16 protein-coding genes are annotated in these 13,636 nt (G+C 63.5%); 6 read left to right on the forward strand and 10 right to left on the reverse strand.

The features are described 5' to 3' along the window. Positions 1 to 687, reverse strand: coding sequence for a LytTR family DNA-binding domain-containing protein (locus CQ050_RS07305; RefSeq protein ID WP_105556143.1), 687 nt, complete (start codon positions 685 to 687; stop codon positions 1 to 3). A gap of 81 nt (positions 688 to 768) precedes the next feature. On the opposite strand from CQ050_RS07305, the gene CQ050_RS07310 reads away from it, so the two are divergent. Next, positions 769 to 1,848 (forward strand): sensor histidine kinase, encoded by a 1,080-nt coding sequence (locus CQ050_RS07310; protein WP_105556144.1) that lies wholly within the window; start codon positions 769 to 771, stop codon positions 1,846 to 1,848. A gap of 60 nt (positions 1,849 to 1,908) precedes the next feature. On the opposite strand, the gene CQ050_RS07315 is transcribed toward CQ050_RS07310, so the two are convergent. After that, positions 1,909 to 2,670 carry an SDR family NAD(P)-dependent oxidoreductase gene (locus CQ050_RS07315; protein WP_105556145.1) on the reverse strand — a complete coding sequence of 254 codons (762 nt, stop codon included), beginning with the start codon at positions 2,668 to 2,670 and terminating at the stop codon, positions 1,909 to 1,911. Positions 2,671 to 2,711: 41 nt separating this feature from the next. After that, complete coding sequence (locus CQ050_RS07320) at positions 2,712 to 3,452, reverse strand: SDR family oxidoreductase (protein WP_105556146.1); 741 nt, start codon at positions 3,450 to 3,452, stop codon at positions 2,712 to 2,714. A gap of 285 nt (positions 3,453 to 3,737) precedes the next feature. Between CQ050_RS07320 and CQ050_RS07325 the strand changes: the two genes are divergently transcribed. Continuing rightward, positions 3,738 to 4,631: an AraC family transcriptional regulator gene (locus CQ050_RS07325; RefSeq protein ID WP_105556304.1), complete on the forward strand. Its 894-nt coding sequence runs from the start codon at positions 3,738 to 3,740 to the stop codon at positions 4,629 to 4,631. An 84-nt stretch (positions 4,632 to 4,715) separates the two neighbouring features. Here CQ050_RS07325 and CQ050_RS07330 read toward each other — a convergent pair whose 3' ends face one another. Together CQ050_RS07330 and CQ050_RS07335 are read right to left on the reverse strand one after the other, a co-directional pair. Beyond that, the gene (locus CQ050_RS07330; protein WP_105556147.1) at positions 4,716 to 5,144 is read right to left on the reverse strand and encodes a nuclear transport factor 2 family protein; all 429 of its coding nucleotides are present in this window, start codon (positions 5,142 to 5,144) and stop codon (positions 4,716 to 4,718) included. A 24-nt stretch (positions 5,145 to 5,168) separates the two neighbouring features. Continuing rightward, on the reverse strand, positions 5,169 to 5,597 hold the full coding sequence (locus CQ050_RS07335) for a DoxX family protein (RefSeq protein WP_105556148.1): 429 nt from the start codon (positions 5,595 to 5,597) through the stop codon (positions 5,169 to 5,171). 91 nt (positions 5,598 to 5,688) lie between these two features. Between CQ050_RS07335 and CQ050_RS07340 the strand changes: the two genes are divergently transcribed. Both CQ050_RS07340 and CQ050_RS07345 read left to right on the forward strand, forming a co-directional pair. Continuing rightward, the gene (locus CQ050_RS07340) at positions 5,689 to 6,582 is read left to right on the forward strand and encodes a LysR family transcriptional regulator (protein ID WP_105556149.1); all 894 of its coding nucleotides are present in this window, start codon (positions 5,689 to 5,691) and stop codon (positions 6,580 to 6,582) included. Positions 6,583 to 6,786: 204 nt separating this feature from the next. Beyond that, positions 6,787 to 8,091: a pyridoxal phosphate-dependent aminotransferase gene (locus CQ050_RS07345; RefSeq protein ID WP_105556150.1), complete on the forward strand. Its 1,305-nt coding sequence runs from the start codon at positions 6,787 to 6,789 to the stop codon at positions 8,089 to 8,091. A 4-nt stretch (positions 8,092 to 8,095) separates the two neighbouring features. Here CQ050_RS07345 and CQ050_RS07350 read toward each other — a convergent pair whose 3' ends face one another. Continuing rightward, complete coding sequence (locus tag CQ050_RS07350; protein WP_105556151.1) at positions 8,096 to 8,719, reverse strand: TetR/AcrR family transcriptional regulator; 624 nt, start codon at positions 8,717 to 8,719, stop codon at positions 8,096 to 8,098. 124 nt (positions 8,720 to 8,843) lie between these two features. Between CQ050_RS07350 and CQ050_RS07355 the strand changes: the two genes are divergently transcribed. Continuing rightward, positions 8,844 to 10,346, forward strand: a complete 1,503-nt coding sequence (locus CQ050_RS07355) for a 2OG-Fe(II) oxygenase (protein ID WP_105556152.1) — start codon at positions 8,844 to 8,846, stop codon at positions 10,344 to 10,346. Between the two features lie 35 nt (positions 10,347 to 10,381). Here CQ050_RS07355 and CQ050_RS07360 read toward each other — a convergent pair whose 3' ends face one another. The 3 genes from CQ050_RS07360 to CQ050_RS07370 all read right to left on the reverse strand — a co-directional run bounded on the left by CQ050_RS07360 (position 10,382) and on the right by CQ050_RS07370 (position 12,751). Beyond that, positions 10,382 to 10,855 (reverse strand): DUF2269 domain-containing protein, encoded by a 474-nt coding sequence (locus tag CQ050_RS07360; RefSeq protein WP_105556153.1) that lies wholly within the window; start codon positions 10,853 to 10,855, stop codon positions 10,382 to 10,384. Beyond that, on the reverse strand, positions 10,852 to 12,108 hold the full coding sequence (locus CQ050_RS07365) for an SDR family oxidoreductase (RefSeq protein ID WP_105556154.1): 1,257 nt from the start codon (positions 12,106 to 12,108) through the stop codon (positions 10,852 to 10,854). The genes CQ050_RS07360 and CQ050_RS07365 overlap by 4 nt, the downstream gene beginning before the upstream one ends. A 112-nt stretch (positions 12,109 to 12,220) precedes the next feature. Beyond that, positions 12,221 to 12,751 carry a GbsR/MarR family transcriptional regulator gene (locus tag CQ050_RS07370; RefSeq protein WP_105556155.1) on the reverse strand — a complete coding sequence of 177 codons (531 nt, stop codon included), beginning with the start codon at positions 12,749 to 12,751 and terminating at the stop codon, positions 12,221 to 12,223. A 206-nt stretch (positions 12,752 to 12,957) separates the two neighbouring features. Between CQ050_RS07370 and CQ050_RS07375 the strand changes: the two genes are divergently transcribed. After that, a complete protein-coding gene (locus CQ050_RS07375) occupies positions 12,958 to 13,143 on the forward strand; it encodes a sigma factor-like helix-turn-helix DNA-binding protein (RefSeq protein WP_146121007.1) in 186 nt (61 codons plus the stop codon). On the opposite strand, the gene CQ050_RS07380 is transcribed toward CQ050_RS07375, so the two are convergent. Next, positions 13,125 to 13,574 carry a YMGG-like glycine zipper-containing protein gene (locus CQ050_RS07380; protein WP_105556157.1) on the reverse strand — a complete coding sequence of 150 codons (450 nt, stop codon included), beginning with the start codon at positions 13,572 to 13,574 and terminating at the stop codon, positions 13,125 to 13,127. The genes CQ050_RS07375 and CQ050_RS07380 overlap by 19 nt on opposite strands. Positions 13,575 to 13,636: the final 62 nt, after the last annotated feature.

Genomic DNA, 13,636 nt, shown 5'->3' on the forward strand with positions numbered 1-13,636 from the left:
TTATGCCTGGGCCACCGCCCGCCGCAGGCGCAGCGAGGCAACGCGGCCCAGGATGATGGGTGCGACGCCGTTGATGAACGTCACTTCGGTCTGCGCGCCAGGGAGTTGCGATAAATGCGAGATATGCGCCAGATTGATGATGACCGAGCGCGACAGGGCGCAGAAAGGCGGGCAGGGAAGCTGCGCGGCCAGGCGCTTGAGCGTGATGTGCATCAGCTCGTTCGCGTAGGCGGCGCTGCACAGGCGCACATAGTCCCCTTGCGCCTGCACGATGGTCAGTTCTTCAACCTTGATCAGCTTTGTGCCGGAGCGTGTCCGCATGGACAGGTAGCCGGTGGCGCGGGGCCGCAGCCGCGCCAGCGTTTGTTCAAGCCTGTCGGGGCTGACCGGCTTGAGCAGGTAGTCGACCGCCTCGACGTCGAAGGCGCGCGTGGCGTAGTCGTTGTGGGCGGTGACGAAGACCACGGCGGGCGCGGGGTCCAGGCTTTCCAGCAGATCGAATCCGGTGCCGGACGTCAGTTCGATATCCAGGAAAAGGGCGTCCGGATTGTGGTCCCGGATCAGCCCGCGGGCCTGCTCGGCGGTCGCGGCTTCGCCCGCCACCTGGACGCCGGGCGCGGCTTCGAGCAGCCGGCGCAAGTAGCGTCGCGCCGGGGCTTCATCGTCGACGATAAGCACGCGTAGCATGTTCCTCTCAGGCGCCCGGGTTGGGGCGAGTATATTCTCTCGGTCCGATACGCGGGTAAATATAAGGCCACAGCCGTGTCCATGATCTTCACATCCGTCAGCCAGGGGCTGAGCCAAGGGGAGTCTTCGCCGGGCTTCTGGCGTGCCCAGATCGTCGGGTGGATCTTTCTTGCGCTGGTCGGGTATTCCATCCGCCTGGCGGTGTTCGGCAATGCCGTCGCGGCGTTCTGGCTGACGTTGGCACTGGAACCGCTGGCATTCGTATTGACCAGCGCCGCGGCCGCGCTGCATGGCCGCCGGTCGGGCAAGGGCGACGCGCCCATCCTGGTGCTTGCCAGCGCGGTGCTGCTGTGCCTGGCCGCTTCGGCGTTGCTGGGCTCGGTCGCCTACGCCATTCACCACTTGTTCCCGCCGGGATCGATGCGGGTGCTGCCAGGCAATCAGTACCGCCTGGGTTTCATCTACTACATGGGGATACTCTCCATCTGGACGCTGATCTACTTCGGTGTGTCGGCCGAGCTGGCCGCGCGCACCGAGCGCATGTCCAAGATGAAGGCCGAGACCCGCTCGCTGCAGCTGGAGCTGGAGCATCTGCAGCGGCAGATCGAGCCTCATTTTCTTTTCAATTCGCTCAACACCATCGTCGCCGAAATCGCCGAACGCCCGGCCATTGCCGAAGAGATGACGCGCCGCCTGGCCGACTACCTGCGGTATTCGCTGGATCGGCGCGGGCGCGGGCTGAGCCGGCTGGAAGAAGAGATCGAGGCCGCCCAAGCCTACATACGCATACAGGCCCTGCGCTTTGACAAGCAGCTTGATTGCCAATGCCAGATCGACCCGGCCACGCTGCAGATCAACATTCCCCATATGACGCTGCAGGGGTTGGCGGAAAACGCGGTCAAGCACGGCATGCGGGCCGAGCATGACCGGTTCGTGATCCACATCCGCACCCGGCTTCATGGCGACGAGCTGATCATCCAGGTGGATAACCCGGGTCAGCTGCAGGCGCCGTTCGATCTGGTCGAGAGCGGGGGCGGGCTGGGCAATCTCTGCCGCCGCCTGGCCTTGCGGTACGCCGACAGATACGCGTTCTCGCTGGATCAGCGCGGCGACCGTACCGTGGCCGAGATCAAGCTGAAGGGAAGCCCCGCGGCGCTATAGTCGGCGATACCGGCGGCTTCCGGCTGCGGGGCGTATTCATGAGGATGACCCAGGGGAAATTCAGGCAAGCGCCACGCTCATGCCGCCGTCAGCCATGACGACGGCGCCAAGGATGAAACTGGCTTTGTCTGAAGCAAGGAACGCGATCACTTCCGCGATCTCCTGCGGCTGCGCCGCGCGGCGGATGGGCGCTTTCTTGCCATGCTCGGCAAGGAACGCCTGACCGTCTGCGTGGATATGGTTGGTGATGTTGGTGATGACGTCACCGGAGCCCACCGCGTTGACGCGAATGCCGTGCTCAATGGCTTCCAGCGACAGGGCGCGCGTCAGCTGCGCCAACGCGCCCTTGGAGGCGGCATACGCCGAGATCTGCGGGAAAGCCTGATAGCAGGCGTAAGAACCCACGTTGACGATGGCGCCCTTTCCCGCCGGGACCATCGCGCGCATCGCCTCGCGTGAGAACAGGAATGCGCCGGTCACGTTTACCGACTGAACGCGATTCCAGTCTTCCAACGACATATCCACAAGGGATTTGTTCATGATGATGGCCGCGTTGTTCACCAGGATGTCGAGCTTGCCAAAGCGCTCGATCGCCATTGAAGCGGCCTGCACGGCGCTTTCTTCGTGCGCCACGTCGGCCACGAGAGGGATGATGCCCGGCCGTGCCAGTGCCTCGATATTGCGGCTTCGATCAACCGCGATAACGCTGGCGCCCTCGGCATGCAGCAGGTGGGTGGTCGCCAGGCCAATACCGCTGGCCGCGCCGGTAACAATGGCGACCTTGCCCGCGAAGGCGCCGGTTTCAGTACTGCGTGAAGTCATGGTGGTTTTCCTTGTCAAAGTGAACGATGGCCGCCGTGCGTTCAGAAGGGGCTGGCGGTGGGGCGCACAACGATCTCGCTGACGTCGACGTCGGCCGGCTGCTCGACCGCGTAGGCGATTGCGCGAGCGATGGCATCGGGGGTGATGGCGATACGGCGAAACGCTTGCATGGCCGAGCGCGCCGTTTCGTCGGAGATGGAATCGGCCAGCTCGGATTCCACGACGCCCGGGCAGATCACCGTGACGCGAATCTTGTCCGTCTCTTGGCGCAGTCCGTCGGAAATGGCGCGGACGGCGAACTTCGTCGCGCAATAGACGGCAGCGGTGGGCGACACGGCAAGACCGCCAATCGAAGAAATGTTGATGACCTGGCCGCTACCCTGCTGCTCCATCGTCGGCAGGACGGCCGCGATGCCATGCAGCACGCCTCGGATGTTCACGTCGATCATCCGGTCCCATTCATTGACCTTCACCGCGCTTAGCGGCGAAAGCGGCATCACGCCGGCATTGTTGATCAGCACATCGATGCGGCCGAACGCATCAAGCGCATTGCGCGCGAACGTCGCGACATTCTCGGCCGACGTGACGTCGAGCTCGCGGTATTGGACGATTCCGCCTGCTTGCTGCAGCGACTTCGCCAGCTCGGCCAGCCGTTCGGTGCGGCGCGCGCCAATAACCAGCCGATGCCCTTGCGCGGCAAGCAAGCGCGCGGCCGCCTCGCCGATTCCGCTGCTGGCGCCGGTGATCAGGATGACTTTCGATTCGTTCGAGAAATTTGCCATGTTGAATAATCCTATTTTTCGATGGGAATCTTCGGATGTGCCCGGGATGGAATGGCGGCGTCGCGCCTGACAGGTTTTTATCCGCGCTACAGCCTGTTCATTCATCATCCGGTGCATGAATGTTAGGAAATTCCGCGCTTTGGGCGAATACACGGACCGATCCCGTTATTGCCTATTCCTATCATCCTTGGCTGGCGCAGGCTGCCAGGGAAACGCTAGAATGGCGCGTGACGCGATAAAGGGGAGAAGGCGGTGACCAAGGTTCGAAGTGCCGCTTCGATCAAGATGGTTCGCTTGTTGGAGACGCTGGCGCCCAACGAGGGCTACACGCAGTCCGCGCTGGACAGCGTGCGGCTGATGCGGTCGGACCGCCCGCTGGGACGCACGCCCGTGTTTTATGAACCCAGCATCGTGATCGTTTGCCAGGGGCGAAAGCTAGGCTTCCTGGGCGACGAGGTATATGTCTACGATGCGCAGCATTACCTTGTGCTGTCCGTGCCGTTACCGTTTTCCACCGAAACGCAGGCCTCGCCAGAGGAGCCCATGCTTGCCGTGTCCATCCGCCTGGACCTGCTGGAACTTAGCGACCTGATCACACAGATCGGGTCGGCCGGCAATCATCCCGATGCGCCGCCCGCCGGCATTACCTCCACGCGGCTGGCGGGGCACCTTGAGAGCGGCACGTTACGGTTGCTGGAGGCATTGACGGACCCGCTTGACGCACAGGTGCTGGGGCCCAGCCTGGTGCGCGAGATCTGCTATCGGGTACTGACCGGCGAGCAAGGCGGCGCGATGCGTGCCGCGCTTGCCCACCACGGCCGATTTGGGCGTGTGGCGCGGGCCCTCAAGCGTATCCACACGGATTACGCAAAGCCGCTGAACGTTGCAAGTCTTGCGCAGGAGGCCGGGATGAGCGTGCCTGCGTTCCACGCCAACTTTCGCACGGTGACGCAGACCTCGCCGATCCAGTACATCAAGTCGACTCGCCTTCATCAGGCGCGGCTGATGATGATACGTGACGGGGTGACAGCCGCCGCGGCGGCGGCTCGCGTTGGATACGAAAGCGCGCCGCAGTTCAGCCGTGAGTTCAAGCGCCTGTTTGGGCGGACGCCGTTGAATGAAGTCCGCGACATGCGCGAATCATTCACGCTTTCTCCCGCAGTTCGCTTCGGCGGCTAAGGTCTTGCTATCGGGCCACGCCCAGGATAGCCATCCTGGGACGTGGCGGTCATGCTCTTTTCAAGGGTTTGGCATGCCGGTACATCAATCGCGCTTTGCCGAGACGCCGGCGATTGGCGCGTCGAATGCCAGCGCGGCCTTGACGGGATCAAAGTACTCGCGCAAATGGGCGATGCGTCCGTCACGCGCTGTCAGGAAGACGACATACTCTTGCTGGTAGATGCGGCCCGTTTCGGGGACCCGTCCTTCGGCGCGCACCCGTGCAACGGCCTTATGCGGATCGTCGCTTGCAGTGACTTCAATATCGAAGAAGCGGAAATGGGTGACGGCACCCTTGAACCAGTTCGCATGCCTGACGACCGCCTCGCGGCCGTCAAGCTGCAACGGATGGCCCAGGCTGGGCGCATAAGGCAAGTCCCATACGATGTCGTCATGGATCAGTGTTTGCCATTGCTGGTTGTCGTCAACCAGCCACTGGAAATGTTGTTCCAACAAAGTCGCTGCGCTATGCATGATCGTTTTCCCGTGAAGCGATTATCAAACGGCGGCCGTTGCAACGGGCGCGCGACGGTTGTCCAGACTGAACGCGCCTGCGCCGAACGCCACCACCTGCAAAAGTCCGCCTGCCATGGCCAAGTTCTTGAGGAAGTGGAACAACTGGTTCTGGTCCGCCAGCGCATGGTGAAAGATGAGAGCGGTGGCGACGGCATACGCCGCGAGTAAAGCTGCCACCAGACGGGTCCGATAGCCAAGCCCAAGCAGGACTGAACCGACCAGTTCGAGCATCACCGCAGCCACGAGGCCGAGCACGGGGGCCGGGAGCCCCATCGATGCGATGTATGCCAGATTTGCATCGGGAGCCACGATCTTGCCCAGCGCGCTGAGCAAGAAAATGGTGGCCATCAAGACACGGCCGATGAAGGGAAGTGCGGTAGCGGCGTTGGGGGTCGAATTCATGGTGAACATCCTTGTAGAAGTTGATGTTCGAAGCTTAGGATCTTGACTCCTATCCATGAAGCCTATATTTTTCGATGCTATCTATCTAATTGGCAGATACATGCTCGACGCCGTCTCGCTTGATCAGCTTCGCACCTTCATCGCCGCCGCCGACGAGGGCAGCTTTTCGGCAGCGGGCCGGAAGCTAAGGCGCGCCCAATCCGTCGTCAGTCATACCCTGGCGAACTTGGAGGGTCAGCTGGGCGTGCGGCTCTTTGATCGCACAGGGCGCTATCCACGTTTGACCGAAGCAGGCGCCGCGCTACTGATTCAGGCGCGCACGGTGGTCAGTGGGATGGACGGCTTCAAATCGAAGGCGCGCGCGATGGCGGAAGGGCTTGAGCCAGAACTGTCCGTAGTGGTCGACGTCATGTACCCGATGTCATCGCTGACCGATGCGGTCGGCGCATTCCGAAAAGCGTTTCCGCACACGCCGCTTCGGCTTTATGTAGAAGCGCTGGGCGCCGTGATGCAACCCGTCATTGAACAAACGTGCCGGATTGGCATCAGCGGTTCAATGCCGGTTATTCCAGACCTCATGGAAGCGGAAAAACTGCTGGACGTGCCCATGGTGACAGTTGCCGCGCCGTCACATCCGCTGGCGTCTCGTGATGGCCTGATTCAGCCGCGCGAATTGAAGGAGCACGTGCAGTTGGTGCTGACCGACCGCACGGCGCTGACCGACGGTACGACCTTCGGCGTTTTTTCTCCGCAAACATGGCGGCTTGCGGACCTTGGTGCAAAGCACGCGTTCTTGCGCGCCGGATTCGGGTGGGGGCACATGCCGCTGGCGATGGTGCAGGCTGACCTGGATGCCGGCGCGCTTGTCCGGCTGCGGCTGGCGGCCTTCGAAGTTCGCACGCCGCCAATCGCGATGTTCGCGGTTTACCGAAAGGACACGCCGCCTGGCCCGGCAGGCCGGTGGTTTCTCGAACGGCTCATGGAATCGCGTTAGCCAGCCGCCATGCCGATACGGGCCGCGCCTTTGACCATGAAATTCGCCTAAGTTGTTGATTTTTAAGGTTATAGGGCGACGCGGCCCATGAGCATCAGCGGCGGTTGGCGTCAGGCGGCTATCATTGGTCGCCATCCGGTGATTAATGACCTGGTTGATCAAGCGCCCGACCCTGCGAGGCGCGCATCTCACGGTAACCCGTCCATGAAGACCCTTAAAAAATCGAGCAAGCTCGCTCACGTCCTGTATGACATTCGTGGCCCGATCATGGATCGGGCCAAGCAGATGGAGGACGAAGGCCAGCACCTCATCAAGCTCAATATCGGCAATCTGGCCGCGTTCGGCTTCGATGCCCCGGAAGAAGTCCAGCTGGACATGATCCGCAACCTGCCGAACTCGGCGGGTTATTCGGACAGCAAGGGCATCTTCGCCGCGCGCAAGGCGGTCATGCACTACACCCAGGCGCAGGGCACGCAGGGCGTGACACTGGACGACATCTATCTGGGCAACGGCGCCTCCGACCTGATCGCGATGGCGACCAACGCGCTGCTCGATGATGGCGACGAGCTCCTGCTGCCCGCGCCGGACTACCCGCTGTGGACGGCGGTGACGAGCCTGTCCGGCGGGTCGCCCGTGCATTACCTGTGCGACGAGGCGAACGGCTGGATTCCCGACCTGGACGACATCCGCGCCAAGATCACGCCGCGCACCAAGGGGATCGTGGTCATCAACCCGAACAACCCGACGGGCGTGCTCTACCCCGATGACGTGCTGCGGGGAATCGTCGACATCGCGCGTGAATTCGGACTGGTCATTCTGGCCGACGAGGTCTATGACAAGGTGCTGTACGACGACGTCCAGCACACCGCGCTGGCCAGCCTGTCCACCGATGTGCTGACGCTGACCTTCAATTCGCTATCCAAGAGCTACCGGGCTTGTGGCTACCGCGCCGGCTGGATGGTGGTCTCGGGCGACAAGGGCGCTGCCCGTGATTACATCGAAGGCCTGGATATGCTTGCCAACATGAGGCTGTGCGCCAACGTGCCGGGCCAGTGGGCGATCCAGACCGCGTTGGGTGGCTATCAGAGCATCAACGACCTGGTGCGCGAGGGCGGCCGATTGCACCGCCAGCGCGAATTGGCTTACGAGCTGATCACCGCCATCCCGGGCGTCACCTGCGTCAAGCCGCAGGCCGCGTTGTACATGTTCCCGCGGCTGGACCCCGAGGTCTATCCCATCCAGGACGACCGCCAGTTTTTCCTGCAGCTTCTCGAAGCCACGCGCGTGATGCTGGTGCAGGGCACGGGCTTCAACTGGTCGCGCCCCGACCACTTCCGCATTGTGTTCTTGCCGCACGAGGCCGATCTGCGGGAAGCCATCGGCCGCATCGCCAAGTTCCTGGGCGAATACCGCGCCAAGCATGCGAAGCAACGGTTGGTTTCCGTGGATGCCGATCCGGCGGAGCAGGCTGTCGATTCGCCGGTCAAGCTGGCGGCGAAGGCCGGATAAAACGTTAACGGCCGGCGTGCCGGGCCGGGGGGGCAGCCGCGATAGCCATATGCGCAAAGTCCTTGGCCGCTTTCGCGGCATACCCGGCCGGCATCACGGCGGTGGTGGCGCTGGATAGCCCGAATGCCCCCTCCATCAGGGCAAGCACGCCCGCCGCGAGCGTGCGCGCGCCCCGAGTGTCGCGCTGCTGCTCGCGCAAGGCGGCAACCACCAATTCCGTGACCATCGCCAGTTCCTGCGCGATCACCTCGCTGTACACCGCGCGCACCTCTTCCTGGCGCACGGCCTCGGCGCTGATCATGACCCACGCCGCGACCGCATCCGGCGCCGCGCCTTCGCCCCTGCCCAGGCGGGCTTCAAGGTAGGCATCCAGCCGCAGGCCAGGCGCCGCGGCGGCATCGCAGATACGCGTGAAACGGCTACGCGCAACCTCGGCCAGCATGTCGATGAGCGACAACAGGATTTCTTGCTTGTTCTTGAAGTGGTAGTGGATCAGCCCCGGCGCCAGGCCGGCCTGGCTTGCGATGGACTGGATCGTCGCCTTCTCATAACCATGCCGTGCAATGACGGTGAGCAGGGCTTGCGTAATTTCAGCGCGGCGTGCTTCGGTGTTGGGGCTTCGGGCCATGGCGGGGGCGTCATAGTTGGGTAGATAACCAATTTTAGTTGCGCAAAGTGCCGTAGAGGAGTAATTTTTCAATATTGGTTGTTCAACCAATTTATAAAACAATGCCATTGATCGGGCCATAGCCATGTCTAACCCATCCGCCCACCGCGCCGCCGAACCCTTTTTCCCGCTGCCCGACGGAAGCTTGTTCTGCAAAGTGATACCCGGCTTTCTCTCCCCGGAAGAGTGCGACCGCCTGATCGCGGAAAGCGAGGCTCGGGGCTACGCAGGAGCCGATAGCGATTACCCGCCGTCCTACCGGAACAACGATCGCCAAGTGCTCGATTCCCCGGATCTGGCCTCTGGAATGTTCGCGCGGTTGCAGGGGTTGGTGCCCGCGTCCATGCCGCTGGCGGAGACAGAACCCTCGGCCTTGCCGTGGACGCTGGATTCGATCAATGAACGGTTTCGCTTGTGCCGCTATCGTCCCGGGCAGGTGTTTCACATGCATCAGGATGGGGTGCATCATCGCAGCCGCAGCCTGCAATCGTGCCTGACCTTTCTGGTCTATCTCAGCGATGGCGCATCATGCGAGGGAGGCGACACCCAGTTCTATGAAGCCGCGCACGCCGGCGACGGCGAACCGATCGCCACCGTGACGCCACAGGCGGGCAGTTTGATCGTTTTCGATCACCGCCTTTGGCATGCCGGCGCGCGCGTGACGGCCGGGACGAAATACATCTTGCGCAGCGACGTGGTTTATCGCGCACCGGAAGGGGCGTGCCACACCGCAGCGGCGACCTTTGAATCGGGACACCAGGGGTATGTGTGGACGCTGGAACCACTAAGCCCGGAAATCTTCGCCAGCGGCGGGCGCGATACCTCGATCCGCGTATGGCATCGGGACGGCACTTTGCTGCGCACCCTGAATGGGCACACGCAGTCCGTGTTGGGGTTGGCGCGCTTGTCCGACCGGTGTCTGGCGTCGGTTTCTCGCGACCGCGCGTTGCGGATCTGGGACTGGCAATCGGGACGCTGCCTGCATGTTGTGGACTTGGCGCATGCGGCCGCGCTGCTGAGCGTGGTGGCGCTGGACGACGGCACGGTCGCCACGGCTGGCGCGGACCGGCACATCAACCTGTGGGATGCGAAAGGGGGCGCATGCGGCGCGCTGAAAGGGCATGACGGTTGGGTCTGGGCCGTGGACAAGATGCCGGATGGGCGGCTGGCATCGGCGTCCGAAGACGGCGATGTCAGGATCTGGCACCCGGCAACCGGCGCATGCCTGCACGTATTGCCGGGGCCGGTTGCCCTGCGTTCCTTGGCCGTATCCGACGATGGGCGGCACATCGCGACCGCGGGTATCGACGGAAGTCTCGTGCTGTGGCAGCGGCATGGCGACACCTGGACAATATTGCGCTCGTTCGCCGCGCACGGCGCCGCTGTGCGCCGAGTGCGGTGGTTGTCCCCCACGCTGCTTGCGTCCGCAGGCGAAGACAACCAGACACGGCTGTGGGCGATGCCCGGCTGCACACCGCTTCACGCCGAGCGCAGCCGGAACTTCACGACGGACGTCATGGCCATGGGCGAGGGTATCCTGAGTTGTTCGTATGACGGCCAGATACGTTGGTTGAACTACGGCGGTTGAACAACGGCGGGTAGAACAACCAGGCTTGCGCGGATTTATAACGCCGGCTTCAGGACCATCAGGAAGTACACCGCCACCATGGCCAGGAAGGCGGGGTAGCCCAGGCATTCCCACCACCGCGCAAAGCGCCAGTAGCGTGCGGGCAACGTGGCCTGACCCGAGGCGTGGGCAGTGGCGGCCATCTTGGACATCTCGTATTGCAGCCACACCACCGGCAGCCAGCACACGCCCGCCAGCAGATACAAGGCGATCGACAGACTGACCCAGGGCGTGGTCCATTGCCAGCCGGCGGCATGCGCCAGCCAGAGGCCCGACAGGGGCTGGAACACGACGGCAGGCGTGGTGAACCACAGATCGGCCCGGACCACCAGTTTCGACACGGCGGCGATCGCCGGGATGGAACCCGTCCGGTTGGTAAAGAAGAGGTAGAAGGCCGTGCCGAAGCCGGTGCCCACCAGCAGCACCGACGACAGAATATGCAGGGTCTTGACCGTCAGATATACGTTCATGGCTTGGGTTCCTCGGTAAGCAGAATCAGTAATAGCGCGATGACGGCGGCGTTTTTCAGGACCGGGCCGAACGGGTGCCACAGGTACTCGGGCAAGGCCACGGCAATCACGGCCGTGTAGCCCGACACCAGCCACAACTGCGCGGCCCACAGGCGCCGGCCGGGCTTGCACAGCGTGGCGACACCCAGCGCGAAATCCAGCCCCGCGGCCAGGTACAGCGCCGCAAGTGCGGCGGCGCCTTGCACGCCAACCGGTTCAAGCAACGCCAGGCTGCCGGCCATGGGATAGAGGAAGGCGCTGCAAAGGGCCGTCCATAGCCAGATCAACGCCAACGCGCCGCGAAGCAGGCCCGGGCGCCACGCCGCCAGCGCCTGATGGCGCAGGGCCAGCGCATCGGCGGGTTCGATGAAGGATTCGATGCCGGCGGGCGGACGCCCCAGCGCCCGGGTCGTCGTCGCGCTGGCGTCCGTATTGCCGGCGCGCAGCATCCGCCAGGTGTCGCGCGTCAACAAGGACCCAGGCAATCGGTTCAGCAGCACCGCGCCGGCCGATACCAGCCATGCCGGCACGCAAATTTGCCGCGCCGGTGCAAAGCCCATGGCGCGCCGGTAGGTGGCCAGCATCTGACGAAACTCGACCTCGGTGCCGCCGACCAGGTTCAGCACGGAAGGGCCGACATCATCAGCGCGCAGCGACCGCGCGACGATTTCGGCCAGCTCGTCCACGAGGATCGGACGCAGTAACGGGTGGCCGCCGCCCGGCAGCGGATGTATCGGTAATGTGGCCAGCGCGCGGAAGAACCGCGCCGACGCGCCTTGCTCGCCATAGACCAACGCCGGGCGCAAGATATGGTGCGGCACAGGCAACGACCGCAGGTGATCGTCGGCCGCGCGTTTGCTTTGGAAATAGGGCGTCTCGCCGTGCGCGGCGCCCAATGCCGACAGTTGCACGATGCGCCGGACACCGGCAATGCGGGCGGCCTGGAATAAGGCGATTGGCGCCGCCCGGTGGACCCGGTCGAAGGTGGCGCCCGCGTTCTCGATCAAGATGCCGACGGCGTTGACCACCACATGGATGCCGCGCAGCCGGTCTGTCCAGGCAGCCGGGTGCGTGTCCTTCATGTAGTCAATGGCGATTTCGTCCGGCCGGGCGGCTACCCGCACGCCTTTCAGCACCCGGTGGCCGTCGCGCGCCAAGGCGTCGCAAAGCGCCCGGCCGACAAATCCGTTCGCGCCGCAGACCAGGATGTTCATGCCGCCGCCTTGATGGGTAAGTCGTTCATGCTTTTCTCTTATTTCTGCTATTTCTGTATAGACAGAAATAGGTGCTGAAAAAAAAGCGGGATTTTTGGTCCCGCCCTGGAGATCAAGCCTTGGTGCGCCGCATGGTCTTGCTGATCTTTGCGCCCATGCCCAGCGTCTTCATCAACGTCTCGGGTTTCATGCGCAGCATCTCGTCGGACCAGGTGGTCAGGATTTCCAGGAATTCCAGTGTTTCCCGCACGCGCTGTTCGGTGGCGCGGCTTTCGTTTTCGATTTCCGGGCTGGCCAGGCTGTCGCGCAGCATGGTCAGCGTGGGATCGATTTCGCGTTGCCGGCGGCCTTCGACGATCAGCTTGAACAGCTCCCAGATATCTGTGGACGTTTCAAAGTGGTCACGCCGGTCTTCCATGACGTGGACGACCCGGGCCAGGCGCCAAGCCTGCAATTCCTTGAGACTGTTGCTGACGTTCGAGCGCGCAACGCCAAGCGTGTCGGCGATTTCCTCGGCGGGCACGGGACGGCCCAGCAGGTAGAGCAGGGCGTGGATCTGGGCGACGGTGCGGTTCACGCCCCAGCGCGAGCCCATCTCGCCCCAATGTAGGATGAATCGTTCGGCGATCGGAGTCAGTTTCATGGGGCCACTGTAGGAGGTTTCTGTTATTTCTGTCAAGACAGAAATAACAGAAACCAAAGGGCTTCTAAGCCTGCGGGGCGAAACCCGCCTGGTCAGCCGTTTGACGCGATGCGCTTGCGTTCAGCAAGCCTGTGGCGCGGGGCTTGCCGAGTTGATCGACGAGACGCCGGGCGCCCAGGCCGTGACCGGGCCGGTCGGCGCTGTCGGTGCTGTCGCACGTCATGGAGGGATTGCCCCGCCGGCAGTGCGCCGTGCTCATCGCCCTGCGGGTGGAAGGGCGCAGCCGCGCCGATGCCGCAGAATGGCTGGGCATGTCGTTGCGGTCGGTAGACACCGCCCTGCGCCAGGCGCTACGGCATTGCGAGAAGGCCGCTCAGGGCGTGGTGACCTGATACCCGCGCTGCTGCATGCAACTGCTATAGGCGGAGGAGACGGCCGCATTGGTCTGCGCCGTCTCGCGGCGATCCTGACGCTGCCGGGAGCCGCCCACCACCATCCCGGCGACCGCCGCATCTTTCGCCTGGTTCTGCCGGTACTCTTGTTTGACATCATCGTTTACGCGGTCAGAGACCTCTTCGTGTTGACGGCCGCGTGCGCCGGCGACGGCCGCGCCCGCCACTGCGCCAGTCGCGGCGCCGCGGGCGCGCCCGCCGGACGGCGAGCTATCCGTGCTTGGCGTGCCCGCTTGGGCCTGGCATGCGCTGATGTCTTGTTGGGTGGTTTCGGCAGTCTGCCCTTTTAGCGGCGTGACCGTCTGTGCGGCGGCGCCAAGGCAGAACAGGGAAAGGACCGGGGCGGCGCAGATAAAGATGGATTTTTTCATCGAAAACTCCATTCGCGGTCAGGGGCCCGCTACGTTGCAGTCTAGCTTGGCGTGTCGCGCCC

It is taken from the genome of Achromobacter sp. MYb9 (assembly GCF_002975275.1).
Taxonomy (GTDB): Bacteria; Pseudomonadota; Gammaproteobacteria; order Burkholderiales; family Burkholderiaceae_B; genus Achromobacter.

Coding starts and splice junctions, on each gene's coding strand:
- CQ050_RS07345 (WP_105556150.1), top strand. CDS start 6,787: ATGAAGACCCTTAAAAAATCGAGCAAGCTCGCTCACGTCCTGTATGAC.
- CQ050_RS07355 (WP_105556152.1), top strand. CDS start 8,844: ATGTCTAACCCATCCGCCCACCGCGCCGCCGAACCCTTTTTCCCGCTG.
- CQ050_RS07350 (WP_105556151.1), bottom strand. CDS start 8,719: ATGGCCCGAAGCCCCAACACCGAAGCACGCCGCGCTGAAATTACGCAA.
- CQ050_RS07360 (WP_105556153.1), bottom strand. CDS start 10,855: ATGAACGTATATCTGACGGTCAAGACCCTGCATATTCTGTCGTCGGTG.
- CQ050_RS07320 (WP_105556146.1), bottom strand. CDS start 3,452: ATGGCAAATTTCTCGAACGAATCGAAAGTCATCCTGATCACCGGCGCC.
- CQ050_RS07365 (WP_105556154.1), bottom strand. CDS start 12,108: ATGAACATCCTGGTCTGCGGCGCGAACGGATTTGTCGGCCGGGCGCTT.
- CQ050_RS07305 (WP_105556143.1), bottom strand. CDS start 687: ATGCTACGCGTGCTTATCGTCGACGATGAAGCCCCGGCGCGACGCTAC.
- CQ050_RS07335 (WP_105556148.1), bottom strand. CDS start 5,597: ATGTTCACCATGAATTCGACCCCCAACGCCGCTACCGCACTTCCCTTC.
- CQ050_RS07380 (WP_105556157.1), bottom strand. CDS start 13,574: ATGAAAAAATCCATCTTTATCTGCGCCGCCCCGGTCCTTTCCCTGTTC.
- CQ050_RS07370 (WP_105556155.1), bottom strand. CDS start 12,751: ATGAAACTGACTCCGATCGCCGAACGATTCATCCTACATTGGGGCGAG.
- CQ050_RS07330 (WP_105556147.1), bottom strand. CDS start 5,144: ATGCATAGCGCAGCGACTTTGTTGGAACAACATTTCCAGTGGCTGGTT.
- CQ050_RS07315 (WP_105556145.1), bottom strand. CDS start 2,670: ATGACTTCACGCAGTACTGAAACCGGCGCCTTCGCGGGCAAGGTCGCC.
- CQ050_RS07310 (WP_105556144.1), top strand. CDS start 769: ATGATCTTCACATCCGTCAGCCAGGGGCTGAGCCAAGGGGAGTCTTCG.
- CQ050_RS07340 (WP_105556149.1), top strand. CDS start 5,689: ATGCTCGACGCCGTCTCGCTTGATCAGCTTCGCACCTTCATCGCCGCC.
- CQ050_RS07325 (WP_105556304.1), top strand. CDS start 3,738: ATGGTTCGCTTGTTGGAGACGCTGGCGCCCAACGAGGGCTACACGCAG.